This window comes from uncultured Fluviicola sp., assembly GCF_902168135.1.
Lineage (GTDB): Bacteria > Bacteroidota > Bacteroidia > Flavobacteriales_D > Crocinitomicaceae > Fluviicola.
In genome coordinates this window covers 175920-197668 of sequence record NZ_CABHOL010000021.1, presented here as the reverse complement: position 1 = coordinate 197668, position 21749 = coordinate 175920, and the positions used below count along the sequence as shown (strand labels likewise).

The 21749-nt window shown below is 41.0% G+C and carries 22 protein-coding genes; 9 read left to right on the top strand and 13 right to left on the bottom strand.

The genetic code is table 11. From position 1 onward, the window contains the following. The first annotated feature begins 16 nt into the window (after positions 1-16). On the top strand, positions 17-847 hold the full coding sequence (locus QZT69_RS08590; protein WP_294673094.1) for a DUF6089 family protein: 831 nt from the start codon (positions 17-19) through the stop codon (positions 845-847). Between the two features lie 42 nt (positions 848-889). On the opposite strand, the gene QZT69_RS08585 is transcribed toward QZT69_RS08590, so the two are convergent. The 7 genes from QZT69_RS08585 to cyoE are packed head-to-tail and all read right to left on the bottom strand — an operon-like array spanning position 890 to position 6306. Beyond that, on the bottom strand, positions 890-1465 hold the full coding sequence (locus QZT69_RS08585; RefSeq protein WP_294673092.1) for a DUF420 domain-containing protein: 576 nt from the start codon (positions 1463-1465) through the stop codon (positions 890-892). After that, a complete protein-coding gene (locus tag QZT69_RS08580; protein ID WP_294673091.1) occupies positions 1443-2111 on the bottom strand; it encodes an SCO family protein in 669 nt (222 codons plus the stop codon). The genes QZT69_RS08585 and QZT69_RS08580 overlap by 23 nt, the downstream gene beginning before the upstream one ends. A gap of 56 nt (positions 2112-2167) precedes the next feature. After that, positions 2168-2857: a hypothetical protein gene (locus QZT69_RS08575; protein ID WP_294673089.1), complete on the bottom strand. Its 690-nt coding sequence runs from the start codon at positions 2855-2857 to the stop codon at positions 2168-2170. Positions 2858-2882: 25 nt separating this feature from the next. Continuing rightward, a complete protein-coding gene (locus QZT69_RS08570) occupies positions 2883-3251 on the bottom strand; it encodes a cytochrome C oxidase subunit IV family protein (protein ID WP_294673087.1) in 369 nt (122 codons plus the stop codon). Between the two features lie 19 nt (positions 3252-3270). Then, positions 3271-4323: a cytochrome c oxidase subunit 3 gene (locus tag QZT69_RS08565; protein ID WP_294673085.1), complete on the bottom strand. Its 1053-nt coding sequence runs from the start codon at positions 4321-4323 to the stop codon at positions 3271-3273. Positions 4324-4344: 21 nt separating this feature from the next. Further along, entirely contained in the window at positions 4345-5400 is a 1056-nt protein-coding gene (locus tag QZT69_RS08560; RefSeq protein ID WP_294673084.1) for a hypothetical protein, read from the bottom strand. Positions 5401-5406: 6 nt separating this feature from the next. Further along, on the bottom strand, positions 5407-6306 hold the full coding sequence (gene cyoE / locus QZT69_RS08555; RefSeq protein WP_294673082.1) for a heme o synthase: 900 nt from the start codon (positions 6304-6306) through the stop codon (positions 5407-5409). 557 nt (positions 6307-6863) lie between these two features. On the opposite strand from cyoE, the gene QZT69_RS08550 reads away from it, so the two are divergent. Then, on the top strand, positions 6864-7643 hold the full coding sequence (locus QZT69_RS08550) for a DUF4382 domain-containing protein (RefSeq protein WP_294673080.1): 780 nt from the start codon (positions 6864-6866) through the stop codon (positions 7641-7643). Between the two features lie 61 nt (positions 7644-7704). Here the strand turns inward: QZT69_RS08550 and QZT69_RS08545 are convergent, their stop codons facing one another. From QZT69_RS08545 to QZT69_RS08535, 3 genes are read right to left on the bottom strand one after another with little or no spacing between them, the layout of a single operon-like run. Beyond that, positions 7705-9189: a hypothetical protein gene (locus QZT69_RS08545; protein WP_294673077.1), complete on the bottom strand. Its 1485-nt coding sequence runs from the start codon at positions 9187-9189 to the stop codon at positions 7705-7707. Further along, a complete protein-coding gene (locus tag QZT69_RS08540; protein WP_294673074.1) occupies positions 9189-10730 on the bottom strand; it encodes a hypothetical protein in 1542 nt (513 codons plus the stop codon). The genes QZT69_RS08545 and QZT69_RS08540 overlap by 1 nt, the downstream gene beginning before the upstream one ends. Beyond that, positions 10727-11545 (bottom strand): 3'(2'),5'-bisphosphate nucleotidase CysQ, encoded by an 819-nt coding sequence (locus tag QZT69_RS08535; RefSeq protein ID WP_294673071.1) that lies wholly within the window; start codon positions 11543-11545, stop codon positions 10727-10729. The genes QZT69_RS08540 and QZT69_RS08535 overlap by 4 nt, the downstream gene beginning before the upstream one ends. A 273-nt stretch (positions 11546-11818) precedes the next feature. Between QZT69_RS08535 and deoC the strand changes: the two genes are divergently transcribed. The 7 genes from deoC to QZT69_RS08505 all read left to right on the top strand — a co-directional run bounded on the left by deoC (position 11819) and on the right by QZT69_RS08505 (position 19650). After that, on the top strand, positions 11819-12739 hold the full coding sequence (gene deoC, locus QZT69_RS08530; RefSeq protein WP_294673069.1) for a deoxyribose-phosphate aldolase: 921 nt from the start codon (positions 11819-11821) through the stop codon (positions 12737-12739). Between the two features lie 102 nt (positions 12740-12841). Beyond that, positions 12842-14344: an aldehyde dehydrogenase family protein gene (locus tag QZT69_RS08525; protein ID WP_294673065.1), complete on the top strand. Its 1503-nt coding sequence runs from the start codon at positions 12842-12844 to the stop codon at positions 14342-14344. A 108-nt stretch (positions 14345-14452) separates the two neighbouring features. Further along, the gene (locus QZT69_RS19170) at positions 14453-14692 is read left to right on the top strand and encodes a four helix bundle protein (protein WP_367242084.1); all 240 of its coding nucleotides are present in this window, start codon (positions 14453-14455) and stop codon (positions 14690-14692) included. Between the two features lie 173 nt (positions 14693-14865). Beyond that, a complete protein-coding gene (locus QZT69_RS08520) occupies positions 14866-15747 on the top strand; it encodes an aldehyde dehydrogenase family protein (RefSeq protein WP_294673062.1) in 882 nt (293 codons plus the stop codon). A 455-nt stretch (positions 15748-16202) separates the two neighbouring features. Further along, on the top strand, positions 16203-17936 hold the full coding sequence (locus QZT69_RS08515; RefSeq protein ID WP_294673059.1) for a hypothetical protein: 1734 nt from the start codon (positions 16203-16205) through the stop codon (positions 17934-17936). A gap of 1 nt (position 17937) precedes the next feature. Next, a complete protein-coding gene (locus tag QZT69_RS08510; protein WP_294673056.1) occupies positions 17938-18660 on the top strand; it encodes a class I SAM-dependent methyltransferase in 723 nt (240 codons plus the stop codon). A 402-nt stretch (positions 18661-19062) separates the two neighbouring features. After that, positions 19063-19650: a hypothetical protein gene (locus QZT69_RS08505; RefSeq protein WP_294673055.1), complete on the top strand. Its 588-nt coding sequence runs from the start codon at positions 19063-19065 to the stop codon at positions 19648-19650. Between the two features lie 103 nt (positions 19651-19753). Here QZT69_RS08505 and QZT69_RS08500 read toward each other — a convergent pair whose 3' ends face one another. The 3 genes from QZT69_RS08500 to gcvH form a co-directional block, all read right to left on the bottom strand. After that, the gene (locus QZT69_RS08500) at positions 19754-20464 is read right to left on the bottom strand and encodes an energy transducer TonB (protein WP_294673052.1); all 711 of its coding nucleotides are present in this window, start codon (positions 20462-20464) and stop codon (positions 19754-19756) included. Then, positions 20461-21021, bottom strand: a complete 561-nt coding sequence (locus QZT69_RS08495; protein WP_294673049.1) for a hypothetical protein — start codon at positions 21019-21021, stop codon at positions 20461-20463. The genes QZT69_RS08500 and QZT69_RS08495 overlap by 4 nt, the downstream gene beginning before the upstream one ends. 172 nt (positions 21022-21193) lie before the next feature. Beyond that, positions 21194-21571: a glycine cleavage system protein GcvH gene (gene gcvH / locus QZT69_RS08490; protein ID WP_294673046.1), complete on the bottom strand. Its 378-nt coding sequence runs from the start codon at positions 21569-21571 to the stop codon at positions 21194-21196. Between the last annotated feature and the right edge of the window lie 178 nt (positions 21572-21749).

The following is a 21749-nucleotide window of genomic DNA, read 5'->3' as shown; positions in this document are numbered from 1 at the left end:
AACCGTTATAACTGGTATGCATAACAGAATTCTGATTGGTTTACTTTGTAGTTTAACTTCTTTGTCATGGGGTCAAAAGGCGCATAAGCATAATGCTTTGTCACGTTCTGAAATTGGCTTTATGGTCGGCGGAAGTTACTATATCGGAGATCTGAACCAAAAGCATTTTAACCATACAAATCCTGCGGGTCAGTTATTATACCGTTACAATATCAATGCCCGTATGGCATACCGCGCAAATTTCACCTATGGAAAAATAGAAGGGTATGATAGTGAACAAAGTGGTGATTTTTATAAGAACAGGAATCTTTCCTTTCAATCGGACCTGTTTGAGTTCGGATCCGGAATAGAAGTGACTTATTTCCCTTTTGAGATTGGGAACAGAAGATATAGAGGAACGGCTTATCTATTGGCAGAATTGTCGCTGACGCGTATTAATCCAATGACAAATTACAATGGAGAGATGGTGGAACTGCAGCCTCTTGGAACTGAGGGTCAGGGAACTGATCTGGCAGATAGAAGTAAGTATTCACGTGTACAAATGGGGATTCCGATCGCAATTGGTGCACGTGTTTCCATCAGTGAAAACATCGGTTTGAATATTGAGTACGGAATTCGCCTGTTGTTTACGGATTACCTGGATGATGTCGGTGGATACAGATATGCTGATCCATTGCTCCTGGCTGCTCAAAATGGACCTACAGCTGCAGCGCTAAGCAATAGAAGTCTGGACGGGAATCGTTTCGGACAAAGAGGAAACCGTGCCAGCAGGGATTGGTACACATTCTTCGGGATCGGTTTAATGATTCGCATGGGCGGAAAGAAAAGTTGTCCGCAGCCTAAGTAGAAAACTCCAAATCCTCAATTAGGAATTCGGCATTCGTAATTATCAATGAGGATAATAAGGAGAAATCATGATATACACTACCACACCACTCGCTGCTACATAAAACCACAAAGGCCAGGTAATTTTCGTCCACTTGCGGTGCTTGTCGTATTTTCCTTCCCAGGCGTATAAATACGAGAAAAGAACCATCGGGATTACCGCTATACTCAAGATAATGTGTGTAATCAGGATGAAGAAATAAGCGATTTTAGCTCCGGATGAGATTGTTGTGAGTTCATAAGGATCTAATTCCCCATTCCCGTTCAAATCGCCGTAAAGTGTCGGATCTGAAGTCATATGATAAGCAACGTAAAGCAACAGGAACAAAACTGAAAGTGCCATACAAACTTTAATAATCCCTTCATGCAGGCTGATTTTCTTTTGTTTGATAGCGACCAGTGCCAGCACTAAAAGTACAGCTGTCAATCCGTTAATACAGGCATAAATGGAAGGTAAAAAGTGCCAGTCATAACCCTCGATCTTCACTTTGAATAAAGCTGCAACAACAACAGGAATAACAATTGAAAGAACGATGATTAGTTTTCGGATCCCGGTTTTAGTGCTTTGAGTTGATTCCATATTCGATTTCTAATAATTTGCGTAAATCTTTGTTCAGTTGGTCGACGTCTTCTGTTTGTGTTCCACGGTAAACGCCTCTTACATATCCTTCTCTGTCAACCAGGACTAACCCGTCGCTGTGTGCAAAACCTCCTGCTGCCATCGGGTCTTTATCTGCATGGACCATAAAATGCATCACGCCCAAGCGGTGTGTTTTCGACTCGTCTCCCGTAAAGAACTGCCAATTTTTGGTTTGGATTCCGTTATTCTTAATGTAAGCTCGCAGTACATGCGGTTGATCTGTTTTAGGATCAATACTGAACGACATGAACTGAACTTCCGATGCCAGATCTTTTGTGAGAACGTTCAATCGTTTCATTTGAGAAATCATTGGGGGACAAATACTCGGACAGCTTGTGAAGAAGAAATTAGCGACCCATACTTTCCCTTTCATGGATTTCGAGGTGATCATTGCAGAATCCTGGTTCAGGTAAGAAAAAGCGGGGATTTTCGGATAAACCGTATCTGCTGATTGAACTCCGTCCGTTTCAGAAAAAACAATGTCGTAATTCCCAAAGTAAGGAAGTGCTTTTGGTTTCTTTTCCGGTTCCGTTTTGCAGCTTGTAACCAGAATCAGAATCAACGCGACTTGTAAGATCTGTTTCATTTTTCTAATAATTAACTCTCTGAAAACTGCTCTAATCTAACGCGGCAGTTCTCAAATCACGACTTTTTATGCTTCTGCTTGTACGATTTGATATCGTATTCTTTTTCCAGAAGCGCCATATGATCGCGCATAGTGCGGATTGTACCTTCGGTTTTTCCGGGGAGGACCATTCGTAAATGATTGCTTTTATCCGAAAGAAGCATCAATTCCTGGAACCCGAATCCTCCAAAGTACTTTTTGTCCTCCTGGAGCAAAGTCTGTCCGTTGTGTTTAATATTGTAAAGTGATTTTGCATCGCCCGAAACAACTACCCAGATAGAAGGATCGAAACCTTCAACACGGTCATTCAGCATAAACTCTACTTCCTTGATTCGCTTGTCAGGATTTCCTGCTCCATCTGTTAAAACAGAAACCAGTTTCACATGCCCTAGTTTCTTCTTATTCTCACGAAGACTTTGATAGATCAGCTGATCCAGGTGCCAGATTGTGACACCGCAGGAATCCGGGCAGGAAGGCTGTATTGTTGTATAAATAACAATCTGGTTCTTGAAAGAGTTGTTGGTGTAGACCTTTCCTTTTGCATCCGTAAAGGAGAATTGAGGAATCGCACCATAATCATCCAGCTCTTTGAATTTGTGTTCACAGCCACGAGTGGAAATGAATATTAAAATAAGAGCCGGTCCGAATAGAAGCAGTAGTGCGAACACTGATCTTAACGAACCGGCCTTAGAATTTGACTTAGCCATTGGCTAAAAATGATTTAAAATGAAACTATCCTCCGTATGTTTCCCATGCTGTATGGACTGCATTAGCCTCAGTCAGCGCAATGAAAATAAGGTAAATAATGAAAATAAAATACGGAACAAGGATGCAGTACTTCAATACCTTTCTCTCGTCACCCAAGTGCATGAACACCAATACGATGTATCCCGCTTTCAATAATGTCAATCCGATGAATAATAATTTAACTACCCACCACATTGGATTATCCTGGTGAACCATTGCTCCAACAGCAACTTCAAATGCTGTAATTACAGTAAGGATCGCTGTTACTAACCAAATTTTGCGACGGACCTTTTTTCCTTGTTCTTCGCTATGGTGAGCATCCAATGAGTATTCAATAATATCGTCTCTTTCCATGATATAGATCTTTCAAAAATTAAACTAAGTAGAAGAATGTAAATACAAACACCCATACTAAATCGACAAAGTGCCAGTACAATCCTGTTTTCTCAACCATTTCGTAGTGTCCGCGTTTGTGGTAAGTACCACGTGCAACTCCTAAGAAAATTAAGATGTTAATAACAACTCCTGAGAATACGTGGAATCCGTGGAATCCTGTAATGAAGAAGAAGAATTGTCCGTATTGGGAAGGACCATACTCGTTGCTTTTTAAGTCAGCACCATAAATGATCGCTCCTTTTTTTCCTGAATTAACAGATTCCCAGTATTTCGCTTCAGCATCTTTTCCGTGGATCTTAGTCACTTTTGATAAAGAATGACCTGTTCCATCGGTTTTGATGATCAACTCCATGTGCTCATCGTTATGTTTTTTCCAGGTAGCAACCGAACCGTCATGCAAAGTAATCTTTCCGTCTTTAACTTGTCCGTTCATAACAGCAGTACGGAAATGGTGGAACAATTCATCCGGAGTTTCTTTGATAACATCTCCTACTTTGTGGTGTTTTCCAGCCTGAACAACCGTAAAGCTTTCCAAATCCCCGAAATGTCCTTTTACAATTGCACGGGAACCTGTATGCTCTCCTGAAAGGATTTCCACACTTCCGAAATGAGATCCGTGGATAAAGTGAGACCATTCCCAAGCCTGAGAACCCAGGAAGAAGAAACCACCGATAATGGTAGCGATCATCCACTTCATTACTCCTTTTTTGTCCATACGGTGACCGGCTTCAACAGCCAATACCATCGTTACGGAAGATACGATCAAAATGAACGTCATCAATGCAACATACATCAATGGATATCCATGACCCAGGAAAGGCAGAGAGTCAAAAGTCTCTTCACCGATCGGCCATGCGCTCTGCGTTGTGTGGCGCGTATAACCATAAGCAACTAACAATCCACCGAATGTCAATGCATCCGATACCAAGAAAAACCACATCATTAACTTTCCGTAACTTACGTTAAACGGTGAAGTCTTCCCGCCCCAAGCGGTAGCAGCGTCGACATGTGTTGTAGCGTGTCCAGCCATTTTATAATTTTTTGTGCAAGTTTAATGAATAAAAAGTAAAAAAAGCAATAAATAGATCCATAATACGCCTAAAAAATGCCAGAAAATGGCAAGTGTGCGTACCGGAAGGAAATTATCAACTGCTAATTTACCTGAGAATGAACGAATTGAAGCTCTTAGTACAAAAATTAGTGTAACTAAAATATGTAATAAGTGTAAAAATGTCAAGATGTAAAGATAGGATGTCGCTGTATCGGAAGATGAATCCATTTTCAATTGAAGTGGTGCATTTAAAGGAACTCCCTGGTAATAAAGTGTTCGTTCTTTATAATCCAACTCCTGATTTTTGTAATAGATCTTAAAATCTTTGCCGTATTTCCCGGAGTGGAAAAAATCACCTCTTCCGTCGCGGAGATGCCACGAGAATTCTTCCAGGCGTATTAAATCTACATGCTGCAGTTCAACGGTGTCCTGTACATAGAACTTCCCGTCTTTTAAGCTCACCGGCTGGTGCTTGTAAAGAATAGTGTATTTATCCAGGTCCGCGATCTTCGGGTTTTTCTCTTTGGTGATGCGTTCAAACTGCCTGGCGAATTCACCGATTTCTTTTTTCTGGTTTTCAGAAATAACCTTTCCGGCAATCAGGTAATCATTACCGTCGACCTCCATGTATTTTCCATTTACCTGAAGTTCGTAATAAGAACCGTAACGGCCTTCGGAAACGGTAATCTTCGAAGAAAGGAATGCTCCGTTTTGATACAATTCCTTGTATCCTTTAAACTGGAAGTAAGCAAACCCGACCCCAAGAACGAATGTTAAAGGAACAATGGTCTTCAGGATTGCCGCATTTCCTTTTTGGGCAACTTTAATTCCCACAAAGAGGATAATACTGCTTAGAATGATCAAAGCCGTGGAAATATAGAATGCCGGCGGGAAGTTGTACTTCACCCAAAAGGTATCTCCTGCACTTACAATGTATCCTGAGGACAAACCTGCAAATAACATGATGATACCGAAAATCCCTACATAAATGAGGTTTTTCTTCATTTTCTCCCGAACCTCGGGAGTTAATTCTTTATCGTAATCAATTTGTGACATACGTTTTTAAAAAAGTGTACCGTGCTGCCATAAAGCATCCATAATTTCAGGGAGCTTTCTGTCAAACACATATAAAAATTGAACAACCGGCAGCCAAATGAACGATGCAAACATCAATTTTTTGGCATCAGCTATAGTAAGGCTCAGGAATAATTTATAGGACTGCAGGAAAAATAAGATGGAACAGCTTCCTGCTACTATTAAGGTAATGTCACTTGTCCAACCCATGAGCCATGGCAGTAATGAAAAAGGGATCAAAGCCAGTGAATAGATCATAATCTGGAAAGCGGATCCTTTCGTGCGGCCATCTTTTGACGGTAACAATGAAAAACCTGCTTGCTGGTAATCGTCGTAAACTACCCAGGCAATTGCCCAGAAATGCGGGAATTGCCATACGAACTGTACAAAAAACAATACTCCCGGTACCAAACCAAAGCTGTCAGATCCGGCAACAGCACCGATCATCGGCGGAAGAGCTCCCGGAAATGCCCCTACGAAAACGGCCCATGTAGAAATGCGCTTCATCGGAGTATAAATGAAAACGTAAGATACGAATGCTGCTAAACCAAGTAGCATGGAACCCAGATTTAACTGGTAAAGCATCCACAATCCGGGAAGCAAGCAAAGGGCAATTACAACTAATCCTTCATTTACGGACATTTCTCCTGTTGGAAGAGGTCTTTTTCCGGTCCGGTTCATTAAAACGTCTAATTCGCGTTCCCAAATTTGATTGGAGCCATTGGAAGCTGCAGTAACCAACAAGCCACCGAGCATTAAGTAGGTCATTTCCAGTCCGTCATGACCGCCAACAAATAAGTATCCGGAAAGTGCTGAAAGAATAACAAGGGCTGAGAGTCTGAATTTGGTGAAATTCATGTACATCTTCACTTTTTTGCCAATACCCATAATTACTCTTTTTAAAGATTGTGCAAATGTAAGCATCAACTTGCGAAGTTGTACCCAACTCGAATTCAAAATTTCAAATCAGGGGCAAATTAGATTGATTTTAGATAACAATTAATTCAAGTATTCTTTAAAATGAACCAAATGTTACTTCGTTCTTACCTGTTATTAATTCCTGAATGTTTCATTTAACTTTAAAGATATCTTTGTTCTGTATCAGGTTATGAGATTCTTAACGAATTCTCAAAAATCGGGTCATAGGTGTGTTAGTTTGAGGGAGGAAGTGGTAAGCCTCCCTCTTTTTTTGCCATAAATATCCATCCCGATTTATTCCCTTCATTCGCTCAAAATTATTTTAAAGAAATGGAAATGAAAATGGCTTTCATTTTGAAAACGTCGTTTTCATATTGAATGAGCCAAAGTGAACCTCCTGTTTTCCGAAAAGCAGTCAACTTTTTGAAAAATGCTTGGTTTTGTTGGGATATGCTTCTGTAAAAGAAATAGATCATAGCTCTTTGGCACAAACTTCGTTTATCCCTTTCCGATTAATAGACACGATTATGAAAAGGATACTAGTATTAACGTTGATGATTGTTTGTGCGGGATTCACGATTCAATCATGTAAGAAAGACAATAAGACCACTCAGGGTCAAATGGAAGTTCGAATGACCGATTCACCCGGCGATTTTGTAGCGCTGAATGTTGAAATCGTTAAAATCGAAGCATACCTTCAGAATTCCGGATGGGTTACCATCAATGAGTCTTCCCAGGAAGTCAATATCATGACTTTGACAAACGGGGCAGAGGTTACATTAGCTAGTGCAACAACTGTTCAACCCGGAACATATACCAAACTAAAGTTGACTTTTAGCGGGGAAAATAGTTTGACATTTAATGGCACAAACGGATCAAATACCGTGAACTTATCTTTCGGGTCAAATTTCCAGGGGCAGGTTGAGGTTCCCATCCAATGTACGGTAACCAGCGGCATTACAGCGAGTATTTTGCTGGATTTCAACGTAGGCTCATCGATTGCGCAGGCAGGCGGAGGTTATACACTGAATCCTGTAATTGCGGAAATTGTGGATCCGTCCACAGGTGTGCAGGGACAAGTTAGCGGAACCTCACAGGCAGCAATCAGTTTAAGTAATGCTTCTTATAACGCAAGTACTTTTATAAACAGCAACGGATTTTTTATGATCAAAGGAGTTCCTGACGGAACATATACTTTGAAAATTGAGGCGAAAGGACAAGGTGAAGTGGTAGCATCTCAAAAAAGTATACAGGACGTTACGATCACAAAAGGTCAGATCAAGAGTCTTGGTTCGATCCAGATCTAAAAGTCTTGTAAACTAAATGAATGAAAAGGGTCGCTGAGCGTAGTCGAAGCGCCCTTTTTTATTACCGGATCTTTCGTTCATTGAACAGACCGCTGCGTATTCCTGCGCAAACAAGGGGAGTGGTGTTTGTGCCCATTTCTCCCCAACTGTATTGTAATCCTGCCTGGAGGTATAATTCCAGCTGTAGCTTGTTTAAAGTGGTGGATGCATTGGCCTGAAGTGAAAGAGTGCGCTGGGTAATTCCCTGGCCAATGGTGTTTCCGTATTCTTTCGGATGGGAAGTGTAGCTTTTGTAAATATCACCTCCGTAACTGATAGCGGAATCATCATACCCTTTCAGGTAAAAAGAAGAGAAGAGTGTTAGCTGGAAATTCTTAAACGGAATGCGGGCCGTTGCGATCAATTCGGCAAAATTACCGCCTAAATAATGCCCCAGCGGTAAGCCCAAAGAAGCGTTATTTTGTCCCGAAGAAATATGGGAAAAAGTATAAGGTCTCACCAGATTTCCTTCCAACTGGTAGGACCAGCTTCTGAACTGTCCTTTGATTCCCAATTGTAATCCGTATTTATTTGCCCACCATTTGGAACGCTTTGTGATTTCTTTTAATACAAATTCATCCAGCGGCAGCTGAAAGTAAACACAGTGTTTTTTTCCGTAGAAAGAATAGGAAGATTGTAAAGCAAGCAAGACGTTGTCTGTAGATCCAAGACTGTATTCCTGTGGCCGGAAAAACACGAACGGGTTCAAATATTCGACCTCATAGCCCCGTTTGTAAGTGCTGTCTTTCGACTGGAAAATAACGGATTCCAATAACATGATGTTGAAGTTCGACCCGATATTCATACTCAGGTAATGAGTGGTATTGTATTTCCAATCGCGGGTTTTGTTCGCATAATTATTGTCGTGCAGAAATTGGTAAAGAAGCCCGTATTCGAGGTTCCAGAAATTCACCCGGAACTGCACAAACGGATTCGGTGCAACCTGGTCTCCCTGGATCAGCGAACGGTATCCTTCCCCGAAGAATTGGTTGTCAATTCCTGCGCTGATGTGAAGCATTTCACCGGGCGTGTACCCGAAACGCGTGCGGATATCCGTAAACCAAAAAGAACTGCGGTCTTGCAGCGGAGAAAAAGCAATGTGTGTCTGCGTGTAATCCTCGCGCAGGCTCCACCCGGAAGTCAGCAGGGTGCGGTTGTACCATTTCCCCCAGGTCTTTTCGAAATTGAAACCGACCGAAGCGCGGTAGCTGATGGCTGTATCGTATTGGAAATAGCTGTCTGAAGCAGGAAGAATAACGAAAGACCTGCTTGTTCTCGATGGGTTAGAAAAGAGCTGTTTATCTTTCCCGATTTCAATGATCATGTCTGTGGTATCATCTCGGAAAATGAAAGGCTGAGTGCGAATCAGCGGTTGAATGGAATGATGAAGGCTCCTGTTAAACGGGAATTCCGGCTTTAAATTAAAATGACGGATACGATCAATTCCTCCCTGGGCAAAGCTTTGGAAGCAGCAAAATAAAAACGCTATGTAAATGATATGCCGCATCAGAAATCGAAATAATGATTGTTAAGAGCTGTTCTGATTCCTACATTGAACCAGTAAGATTGTCCGTTCTGCAGCGGATTATTGACCATTCGCAGTCTGGCAGAGCCAAAAATCTCCAATCCGTAAATGTGATTGAAATTGTACCCTATTTCCAGGTTTTCATAAAACACCTGCTGATTCACACCTGTATTGGATTCGTAAACAGGAAGTAACACCCTGTAATTATCAGACTGGTTGACATAGTAATTGGTAGATGAACTGATGAACAGGTGGTTCCATTCCGCCCGAATCCGTACCACGATTTCATCCACTCCGGCTCCCATCGGATGCCCGATAGGCAGATTGAAATTCCCGTAATTGATTCGTGGATTGGAAGCCTGATAAGCATTTGAAGAGGTGTGGTTGTACTCTAAATGCACCAGGTAATTCGGAGATTTGAAAGGCCAGTAACGAATTCCTATTTGACCCGCATCGCTCGATTTCGCGTAAGGATTCCTTCCGTATTGACCGTATAAAAGCACTTTCCAAAACCGCCAGTTCAGGTCCAGACCCAAATAAGCATAACTTTTTCCGTTGATTCCTTCCTGGATGGTTGCAGCACCCGGCAGCGGAATATAAAAACCGCCTTCAACTGCTTGTTTCTGGATAGAATCCCCGCGTGTCCAGGTTCCGCCTTCGACCAATCCTATTCTTACATGTTCCGTTGGCTGAAAATAGATGGATCCGATGCTTAAAGCTTTTCGTTCATAAAGCGCTTCACCATTGCTGGAATAAGGAACGCGGAGCATATTCAATCCCTGCATACGGATTAGCTGGAAGTTCCACTTTTTGCCCAGCGAATAGTTGACGCGGAAGTTCATAGTCGGCAAGGAATTATCGGAATAAATGACTGATCGGTAACCGCTTCCCACAAAAACCGGGTTGTTTCCTGCCGAAACCGAAAGATTTCTCAGAACCTGCCATTGTACCATTCCTGTTGCATAGGCGTAATCAAATCCGTTTGTTTTAAAAGGTTTGGTCCGCGCACTTCCGGGAATAACCGCATTTACCTGGTAATAACTTGAATCGGCTGCATTCGGATAAAACTCGCCCCGGTTTGTAACATATTGCTGCAGGTAATAAGGAAGAATTGCCTGATTCTCATAAAACGAACCGGAGAAAAACACCTTGTTCTTCATACTTCCTTCAATACGAAGTCCGCGGACATTCAAATACTGGCGCATAGTGGTATCGCCCTGTTCCTGTCCCATTTGAATGTCTAAGATCGGGCTTACCCAAATAGCCCCGTTCTTTTTTACAAGCTGGATCAGTTCGCGCTGATAAATGTAATATCCGAGGTCCGAGTAACGTACTTTTTGTTCTTTGGCTGCATCGTAATAATTTACCTGGTTGTTAGTTACCGGGAAAACTGGTGCAAACGAAGAGTCGGTAAAAAAAGAAACATCCTTAAAATAAGATTCAATCGGTAAAACGCGGTATTCCTGTCCAAGAATCATGGAAGTGCAGAAGCATGAAAAAAAGATGTTCAGAAGCAGTTTCATTTATTCAATCGCTCAATAACCGGCTTAGTTTGTACAATGAAATAAGGATTATATAAATTCTCCTTGTTATATCTGAGCGGCTGGTTTGTTTCAGCATGCACAACACTTCCGCCTAATGCTTCAATAATTGCTTGTCCGGCTGCGATATCCCATTCCATTGTAGGTGCAAATCTCGGATAAACATCCGCTTTTCCCAAGGCAAGGTCGAAAAATTTTAAGGCACTCCCCATTTTTATGAATGAAACCTCTCCGAAAAACTGCCGCATGGACTCATTAAACTTCAGGTCATTTCCCGAATGATGGGATCTGCTTCCCGAGATTTTAAGCGGATTATTAGTTTCCGTCTTGGGGTGAATTGCTTTCCAGTTTTCAGCCTGATCAACCTGAGTAAAACGCAAAAATGAAGCACCGATTTCTTTCCCTCCGAAAATGATTTCCTTATTTGCGGGGGAAGCGATAAAACCTAAAACAGGTTGGTTTTGGTGGACCAAAGCGATGCAGATTGCAAATTCTCTATTTTTTTTGATAAACTCTTTCGTTCCGTCCAAAGGATCTACAATCCAGACGGTCTCCCAGTTTTTCCGAACCTCGTAGGGTGAATTAACACTTTCCTCCATAATGGTCGGAATCCCGGTTTTCTCCAATTCTCTTTTGATAATTGCATTAGAAAGCAGGTCTGCTTTGGTTACCGGACTCCCGTCATTTTTGATAGAAGGGTCAAAATCCGTTTCATAAATCTCCATGATTGCTTCGGAGGCTTCTATACAAGCTTTCAAAACAAGAGGTATAAACGACTGAAATTCTGAGGGAATCATACGCTAAAATTAGAAGAAAACAGGATAGCTTTAAAAAAGTTAGTTGAAAAAGTCTCGATTTTTTTTTGACTTACAGGATGTGTGCAGAAAGGTTATACACCATTCAAACCTTTGCGGTCTTCTACTTCTGAGGCTAAAATAAGACTGGATTTCACTACCATTTATCCTAACAAATATCTGGCAGCTAATTCCTTTTAGCTCCATTTCTTCTTCAATTTTAAACGTCAGTTAATTTCCTATCTGTATCTTTGAGTAAATCACATGTCATCATACATGAATAGAAACAAAACATTCAAGAACATACCTGATTTCAAACTTTCACCGGCAGTTGATAAAGTTGGTGTGGAAGAACGTGTGGCTCGTTTCCAAACCAGGAGTATCAAGAACGAGTCGAAAGTGCAAGGCCTGAAAATGGTGTTAAACATGATCGATCTGACTACTTTAGAAGGGAAAGACACTCCGGGAAAAGTGCGTCAAATGTGTTACAAAGCGCAGCATCTGCATGATTTGCAGGAAGGATTGCCAACCGTTGCGGCAGTTTGCGTTTACCCCACTATGGTTGCGGAAGCCAAAAAAGCACTGGGTGATTCCGGAATTAAGGTTGCATCTGTTTCCACTGCATTTCCAAGCGGACAATCCACCCGGGAGATCAAATTGCTGGATACCCGGTTTGCAGTCGATAACGGAGCTGATGAAATTGATATGGTCATTTCCCGCGGAAAATTCCTGGCTGGAGATTACAATTTTGTGTTCGATGAAATTGCGGCGATTAAGGAAGCATGCGGTAAGGCCCGTTTGAAGGTAATTTTCGAAACAGGTGAATTAGCATCTTTGGATCAGGTACGCAGAGCAAGCGATATTGCCATGTATGCCGGTGCTGATTTTATCAAAACTTCTACCGGAAAAATTCAACCGGCCGCAACGATGCAGGTAACCTATACGATGTTGTGCGCGATCAAGGATTTTTACCGCAAGACAGGTGTGAAAGTAGGCATGAAGCCGGCAGGGGGAATTTCCTCTGCTAAGCTGGCATTGCATAATTTGGTAATGGTAAAAGAAACGCTGGGCAGCGATTGGTTGAACAACGAATGGTTCCGTTTCGGGGCAAGTTCACTTGCCAATGATGTGCTGATGCAATTGGTAAAACAGGAAACCGGGCACTATCAAAGCGCCGATTATTTTTCAATAGATTAAATTAGAAAAATCCTCCCCCTCAGTCCCCCTCCAAAGGGGGAGGCGGATTGGAATCTCTCCCTTTGAAGGGAGAAAAAGAGGGCGGGAAAAATAAGATTTAGGATGACAAAAAAAGATAAGAAAAGCGAACCGGAAAATCAGGCAAAAAAGGATTTCAATTTCAACGGAACCTGGGATTACAGCCCAAGTCCGGAAAGTACCAGTCATGTGAAACTGAAAGAACGCTACGATTTGTATATCGACGGGAAGTTTGTTGCGCCGGCTTCAAAAAAATACTTTAAATCGACCAACCCGGCAAACGAGCAGGTGCTGGCAGAAGTGGCTTATGCCAACGAAGCAGATGTTGACAAAGCGGTAAAAGCTGCACGCAAAGCGTATGAAAACGTTTGGTCGAAGTTGTCGGCGAAAGAACGCGGGAAGTATATTTACCGTATTGCACGTTTGATGCAGGAGAAAGCTCGTGAACTGGCCGTTGTGGAAACCCTGGATGCCGGGAAGACTATTCGCGAATCACGAGACGTAGATGTTCCGCTGGCGTGCAATCATTTTTTCTATTACGCGGGTTGGGCAGATAAACTGGAATACGCATTTCCGAACAGAAATGTAAGTGCTTTGGGTGTTGCCGGACAAATCATTCCGTGGAACTTTCCCCTTTTAATGGCAGCCTGGAAAATTGCACCGGCTTTAGCAGCAGGAAATACGGTTGTGTTGAAACCGGCAGAAACCACCCCGTTAACAGCGATGTTATTGGCAGAAATTATTCATGAGAGCGGTTTGCCAGCGGGTGTTGTCAACATCCTGACCGGGTACGGAGATACGGGAGCAGCGATTGTTAATCACCCGGATATCAACAAAATTGCGTTTACAGGTTCTACGAATGTTGGAAAGATCATTCAGAAAGCAGTGGCTGGAACAGGAAAGAAATTGACCCTGGAACTAGGAGGAAAATCGGCGAATATCATTTTTGAAGATGCACCGGTCGACCAGGCCGTGGAGGGAATCGTGAACGGAATTTTCTTCAACCAGGGACACGTCTGCTGTGCAGGTTCACGGTTGTTTGTTCAGGAATCCGTTGCCGAAGAAGTCATCCAAAAGCTGAAAGACCGACTGGATACCTTGTATGTCGGTGATCCGTTGGATAAGAACACGGATATTGGTGCGATCAACTCCAAGGAGCAATTGGAGACCATTCAGAAATATATTAAAATAGGAAAGGACGAAGGAGCAAGCATGTATGAAAGTTCCTGCGAGATTCCTGAAAAAGGATATTTCGTGAGACCAACCTTATTTACTGATGTAGCGCAATCGAGCAGAATTGCCCAGGAAGAGATTTTCGGACCGGTATTGACAATTCAAACCTTTCGTACTATCGATGAGGTCATTCAGAAAGCGAATAATTCGCCGTATGGATTGGCAGCAGGAGTTTGGACAGACAAAGGGTCACGTATCTTTAATATGACAACAAAACTGCGTGCCGGGGTCATTTGGGCAAATACCTATAATAAATTCGACCCGACTTCCCCTTTCGGAGGCTACAAAGAGAGCGGATTCGGTAGAGAAGGCGGTTTACAGGGATTGGGCGCTTATTTGAAAATAGAAAGATAATTATCAATTATTAATTGATTAATTATCAAGACGGAAACGTCATTTTTTTTGATGAATAATTTGTTTTTTAGACGATGTTTTTGTTTAAATTAAATAAGAAACGAGAAAATGATCATTAAAAACCAGGACATCAGAGAAAGAAGTTTCCACTTCGCATTAAACACAGTAAAAAATTGTAGACGAATAAAAGAAAGGCACAAAGAATTTATTTTGACAGACCAGTTGGTGAGGTCATCTACATCTGTTGGGGCAAATATGAGAGAAGCTAGAAATGCTGAAAGTAAAGCAGATTTCATTCATAAACTAAGCATCTGTCAAAAAGAATGTGACGAAAGTATATACTGGTAAGAGTTGTTAATGGCATTGTTGAATGAAGAAAAAGAGCATCTTTTAACCATTCACGATGAAGCGAATCAACTACTTAGAATTATTAAGACAATTAATTTGCGAACCAAAGAAAATTCAAAATGGACGAAGCGTTAAAGCAATTAATAATTGATAATTAAACATTGATAATTATAATGGAACGTTTGGAAGTACTAAAAACATACAAAATCTTCATCGGCGGAGCATTTCCGAGAACAGAATCCGGAAGGTATTATTCTCCGTTGGATCAGAAAGGACAGCCATTGGCAAATATGTGTCTGTCGTCCCGGAAAGATTTCAGAAATGCAGTGGTTGCTGCGCGTAAAGCATTTGGCTCCTGGTCTGAGAAAACAGCTTTTAACCGCGGTCAGATCCTGTACCGTATTGCCGAAATGCTGGAAGGGCGTAAAGCACAGTTCGTAGAAGAATTGGTGAAACAGGGAAGTACGGAAGCAAAAGCAAAACAGGAGGTGGAACTTTCCATTGATCGCTGTGTGTATTATGCTGGTTGGTGCGACAAATACCAGCAGGTCTTCTCTTCCGTGAACCCGGTGGCAAGCAGTCATTTCAATTTCTCTGCTTTGGAACCAATGGGAGTAGTTGGAATTATTGCACCTCAAACGAATGGATTAATCGGGTTGGTTTCTACTATTTTGCCGGTTATTGCCGGTGGAAATGCGTGTGTGGTACTTGCTTCGGAAAATCTGCCCCTGTGTGCGATCACTTTTGCTGAAGTGTTGGCTACCTCAGATCTTACAGGCGGAGTAGTGAACATCCTGACAGGAACAGAAAAAGAATTGGTTGACCAGTTCCACAGCCACATGGATGTGAATGCAGTAGTTTATGCCGGTGGAAACAAAGAATACGCTTTAGCAATTGAATCCGGAGCGGATTGCAACGTGAAGCGCGTGTTTGTTTACGAGAATGATTTCACCCAAGAAACAGATGAGAATCCGTATTACATCACCGATCTGCAGGAATTGAAAACAACCTGGCATCCGATCGAGAATGTGGGCGGGGCAACAAGCAGTTATTAGAATCAGTTCGTTTGAAAGCATCAAAGTTTCTTTACCTAGCCTCACTGATCGTGTTTTTGGTGATTACTCGTATTTCACTAATGATAGGATTTATCTTTTTGGATAAGAGACTTTCTAGTGACCAATTCCGGCTTTCATCCATCTTGTTCCTCATTACAATTGGGTTATTAATTATTTCCTATTTTATTGACAGTTATAGGGTGAGACGAATTTTTGAGAACGGATCTTTATTATTTGGAGCTTTCTTTTTAAGAGCATTTTCATTATCAGCGATATTTGAAATGATTCCGCTTTGGTCTCGATTGCTCTTCTTGATTTCCTTCGGGCTATTCCTTTATTTCAAAATAATGGCTTATCTTAATTGGAATTTGAAAAAAGAGTCATGAAAACAACCTTGTACATAACCACTTATCAATTCAAAGGTTTACTTTTTTAAAAGCACCACATTTAAAAGTATGAAACTATTTTTTGTGCTATTTATACTGGTTTCCTTACATTCATATGGACAGCAGAAAAAGTTGGAAAAGTTGCTGGGACCAGATTTTCAATCTGTTTCTACGAGAACCAAGAATCCATATATGGAAACAAACGAAGCTTGTAGAATTGTACCGAGTATAACTGTGCTCGGTGACACTTCGGGAATCGTTTACCAGAACGAATACATGCTTTTTCGAAACTATGTGAACCCAGCTATACTATCATCAAACGGTACTTCGAGTTATATAAAAAGGACGTTTGTAAGTAATTCTGAATACCTCGAATTTCAAAATTGGGTACGGGATTCAATAGCAAGAGAATACATTTACAAATATGTAGAATCTGATGAGGAAGCTCTCCGATACTTAAATATCAGTAAATCTGTAAAGAAAAGTCCCGAGTTTTATCCAAATGCCCGGTTGGAAAACAGACAAAAATACACCCTTAACTGGAAAAGGAAATTCAGTTACACAGATCCTGAACTGTTTCCTTTACTGGTCTCTATGTATTTGCCCCAAAATAATCGTTTTTACCAACGGAGGGATATTGATGAACGTGATTTAAGATATGTTTATGCCTTGCCTATTCTAGAAATTAACAAGGACTTTGATACAGTTGATTTCAATACATCCGTTATTCTGTTTCAAGATTCCTGGGCTAACCAATCAACCTCCATTAACGATGAATATTCAGTTTTAGGTCAGGTCTATGATCAATTACTTCCCACATCTCCAGGGGTTGGATTGACCGGAATGCAGGCAAATGCGTTTTGTCATTGGAAAGAAGTTCAACTGCAACAAAAGCTGAATCAAAAACACCTGCCATATAAGGTACAAGTCACCTTGCCGTTAGTTAGCGAACTCATTTCAACATCTGCTGCATTCAATGTTCCGGCAAAAGATTATACCTCAAACTGGAGAATTACTGTTCAGGACTATCATCGTTTTATACAGGCTGTCCGAGACTCTTTTATTACGGAGGTTTTGTATGCGGAGATAACCACTGACTCAAAGGAAGCAACAAAATTGATTCAAGCGAAAAAAATCTATTTTGATGAGTATGCAATGGAGTTCGTAAACCTTGAACCGGATGACAGAGACATGAATCGCCGAATCTTTCCGCTTACCGAAAATGGCTCTATTCTAAAACGATATAAAGAGCAAATGAAGAATATTGAACTTCGTTATAAAGATCGAATGGATGTATATAAGTACTATCGAATGGATATCAAAGCAAAAACAATTGTTGGAAAGTTGGACCTCAAAATTCCCTATTTTGTTAACGGCAGCACGTACGAACTCCTATACCCATCAAAAAAAGACAGCATAACTAAGAAGCCCGTTGGAATGGATCTGAATTTGGATCATGTCAACAGGTTTGGGCAGGGAGCCGGGGTTCGGGCGCACGACAGATATAGCCGTTTTATCATTCGAGAAGTACTTCATATTACTCCTGATCTTCCAATAGAAAATCAGGATCCGGAAGATCTGATAAAAGGAATAACATACGACCAGGCTCTGGCATATTATCATTGGAAATTCCCGATCTGGAGAGTTAAATCGGAAGATGACTGGCAGAAATTCGTTTATCCGAACGAAGAGCAGTTTAAGCGGGTACAAAAGGGTGAACAGGCAATTATTCCGGCACATGAGATTAATTTTCCTTCACCCACATTCAGATATGTTGTAACTTTTATACCGGTAAATGATTGATATGAAAGACAATTTCTCGCATAATTCAGGTGCATATGCTCAATTTCGACCAGCTTATCCGAAAGAGGTATTTACTTTCCTGAAAACTATTCTGACCGGAAACAAGCGGGTTTGGGATTGTGCCACAGGCACCGGGCAGGTTGCCGGAAAATTGGCAGGCCTGTTTGATGAAGTCTATGCAACTGATTTAAGCGAAAATCAATTAAAAAATGCGGTTTCTCATCCAAAAATCTTGTATTCACAACAAATTGCGGAACAAACCAATTTTCCGGATCAGTATTTTGATTGTATTACGGTTGGTCAGGCAGTTCATTGGTTCGACTTTGAGAAATTCTATGCAGAAGCAAAGCGCGTTCTGAAACCAAAGGGGGTGATTGTCATCCTGGGCTATGGAAACTGTGAGATTGACAAGGCTGAAATTCAGCAGACAGTTACAAAATTATACGCGGAAACGCTTTCTGATTATTGGGATCCGGAGCGACGTTATATCGATGAAGGTTATCAAACAATTCCTTTTCCTTTTGCAGAGGTCCCGCATCCGGAGTTTACGATCAAACACACCTGGAGTCGCGACCAACTGTTGGGATATCTGAATACCTGGTCGGCGGTGAAACACTACAAAGACAAACATCAGATCAATCCGGTCGATTTACTCCTTCCCGAATTACCCGACTTTGAAACCACAGAAATCTCTTTCCCAATATTACTGCGCATCGGCAAATAGTGCTCACATAAAATTTACAACACTTTTTTTACCGCAAAGAGTGAAAGGCGCAAAGGCCTTCATGGAGTGTCGACACCTTCGGTACAGCTCCTTTTGTCTATCGTGGATTTTTGTTTTGCACATAGATAACTTCACTAATTAAGAACTGCAACATGTCTGTTTGGAGGCAAAGCTGTAAAGAACTTAATCAAGTCAAACTTTGCGATCTTCCATTCTTTGCGGTTATATTAACCCCATGTCATCTCCATTTCGAAATCCCTTTTTTCATTTTGAAAAATATTCACAAATTTTTTCATTTTGAATAAAATCGCTCAATCCCTTGCTATATCTGTGTTTCAGCTAAATTTTACATTCATGGCACATCCATTGTCTGGAGTTTACCGAACCATAAAATGAAAAGTCATGGAAAAGATGAAATTAAAGAACCTGTTTATGATCGGGACGATGGTAGCAGGACTATTAGCGACAGCGCCTTCTTTTGCCGCCAATGAAAATGAAGGAGGTTCAATCAAAGGTAACCGATTCCTGAATCGTAAGGAATACCGCGACATGAAAGCTTCCATGTCACGTATTGAAAATGACCGGGAACGTATAGCCTTCCATAAAGCTGCATTCAAGAAAAACAAAGAAGCAGGTTTGAAAATCGAGTCTCACATGAGTAAGAAAGAGCTTCGAAAAGCGAAAGCCGATCTAAAAAGAGACAAGAAATATTTACGCATTGATAAATGTGATTTATATGCCGATCAATCAGTAGCTATTCACCAGGCAAATTTAGAGACTAAAGCTGCCAAAAAAGAATTGCGCGAGGCTAAAAGAGAATTGCGTAAGGATGCGCGTCAGGGAAATACCGCAGAAGTGAAAGCTGACGTAGCTCTGGTGGAACAATTAGAGCTGAAAAAAGAATTAAAAGCTAAACAAGCCGAGGCATTGAAAGATGATGTGTATGCATTCTTCATGTATCTCGACGAAGAAATTGACGAAGTTGTTTAATTAGTAGCAGATTAAACACATAAATCGGGGCTGTAAAGATAGGGACAGCCCCTTTTTTATTTCTTCATTCTCGCTCTCACACTCATTCTGACTGGCTTTTCAACTAATTAAGCTTAAAAGACAACGGCAAAAAATAAACCACAGGAACTGGAATACCATTTGAAGTGGCTGGAACGAATTTGGGAAGGGATTTAATAATCCGTAAAGATTCCTTGTCCAGAAAGTAATCAACTCCTTTTTTGATCTCAATACAGGTTATGTTGCCATCAGCCTCTACTATAAAAGAAAGATAGACTTTCCCTTGTATACCATATTCAACACATTCTTGAGGATATCTAAGATTTTGGCCAATATATTTGAAAAAATTTGAGCGGTTACCGGCAGTATCGCCCGGAAAATGGGCATTAGTATCTATTTTTCGCAAAGTATCTTTTAATACCTCTTCCTTATCACTTCCTGTACAGGTCTTGAGCTGTTCTGCTTTCAATTGATCCTCAAATTTTTTCTTTCCTGCTTCATTGATATTTTCATAGATATCCATGGAAGCATTTTTCCTGGAGAATTTTAATTCCTCAATTGTGATCGTCTCAAATTCGGGGTGTTTAATGATCAAAGGAACTTTCTGTCCTTCAGAATAATTGAAAAAACCACCTTTATCAAAAAAACCAATGACTTCATTATCGCAATAAACCAAAAATTCGCTTTTATCATAGCCATAGTAAACAGCATCTCCAGATAAAACAAGTGTTCCGGTTTTTTGCAGAAAGGCCGTAAAAGGGATAAAGGCAGTCAATATGATCAGTACGATTTTCATTTCGTTCGTTTCAACGTAAAGGGTTCCACGTGAATGATATCGCTCTTGTAATAACTGTCAATTTTTTTATCGTCGATTGTTACGATGTAAGACTCGGTAAGTTCACCGGTTTCTTCATCCAAATCGCTGTTAATTGTTACCTGAGAGAAGAACGGCTTCAATTGATCCCCGGTAACACCTTCCTTAGCATTCATGGAATGAAGCTCCCAGTCTTTTCCTTTTTTAATGACCTTGAAAACATTCAGAGACGGCTCTTTACCCATGCACAAATAGAATTGTTTACCCAGTTTGTTAATAGAAATGGAATCGTTCAGCTTCATGTGCGAATCGCCTTCACCGCTGTTCATAATCAATTCATCGGATTTGATCTCGACAGTTGTTTTCATATCTGCACCTTCCATCATTCCCTGGAAACTTTCCGGGTAGATGAGTTCGTATTTTCCGATCATTGCTTTGGGAAAAGCCTTTTCCGGTTTTCCGGGTGCATTGGTGGAAGTAACAATGGTACAGGAGTTCAAAAAGATCAGAAGCCCCGTGATGTATAATGCTATTTTCATTAGATAAATTTTAGTGAAAGTACTATTAAAATTTGTTGGATGTTACAATTCAAAAATCATACCCGGAAAAAAGCAGGGGCGTCCCGCACATTCGGGATTCGCCCCTAGGGGTAAAATTAAAAATCCTGACCAGCTTAACCGATCAGGATTCATCTTATTTTTTGATTTCGGATTATCCTACCAATGCTTCGTATCCTGCAGCATCCAATAAACCTTCCAATTCAGAAGGATTGCTCAATTTCACCTTGATCATCCACCCGTCACCGTAAGGATCTTTGTTCACTGCTTCCGGATTTGATTCCAAACCTGAATTGAACTCCATGATCTCTCCGGAAACCGGCATAAACAAATCAGAAACTGTTTTAACTGCCTCAACAGAACCGAAAACTTCTTCCTGATCCATCGTTTCACCCACTGTTTCAATTTCATCGTAAACAATATCACCTAGCTCTCCCTGAGCGAAATCAGTAATACCGATTGTTGCAACATCACCTTCAACACTTACCCACTCGTGGTCTTTTGTGTATTTTAAATTTGCAGGAATATTCATCTTGTTATTCGTTTTAAAGTCTTTTTCTCGGTGCAAATGTAATTTTTTTTAGGTTCCAAAAAAGAAAGTGTTGTTCTTTATCGGTATTCGTGCATTACTTTTCACATTTCTGATGAGTTTATTTAAAGTTCGCAGGTATAAAAGAACAACCCGGGAACCGCCCGGCCCAAGGTTAGAA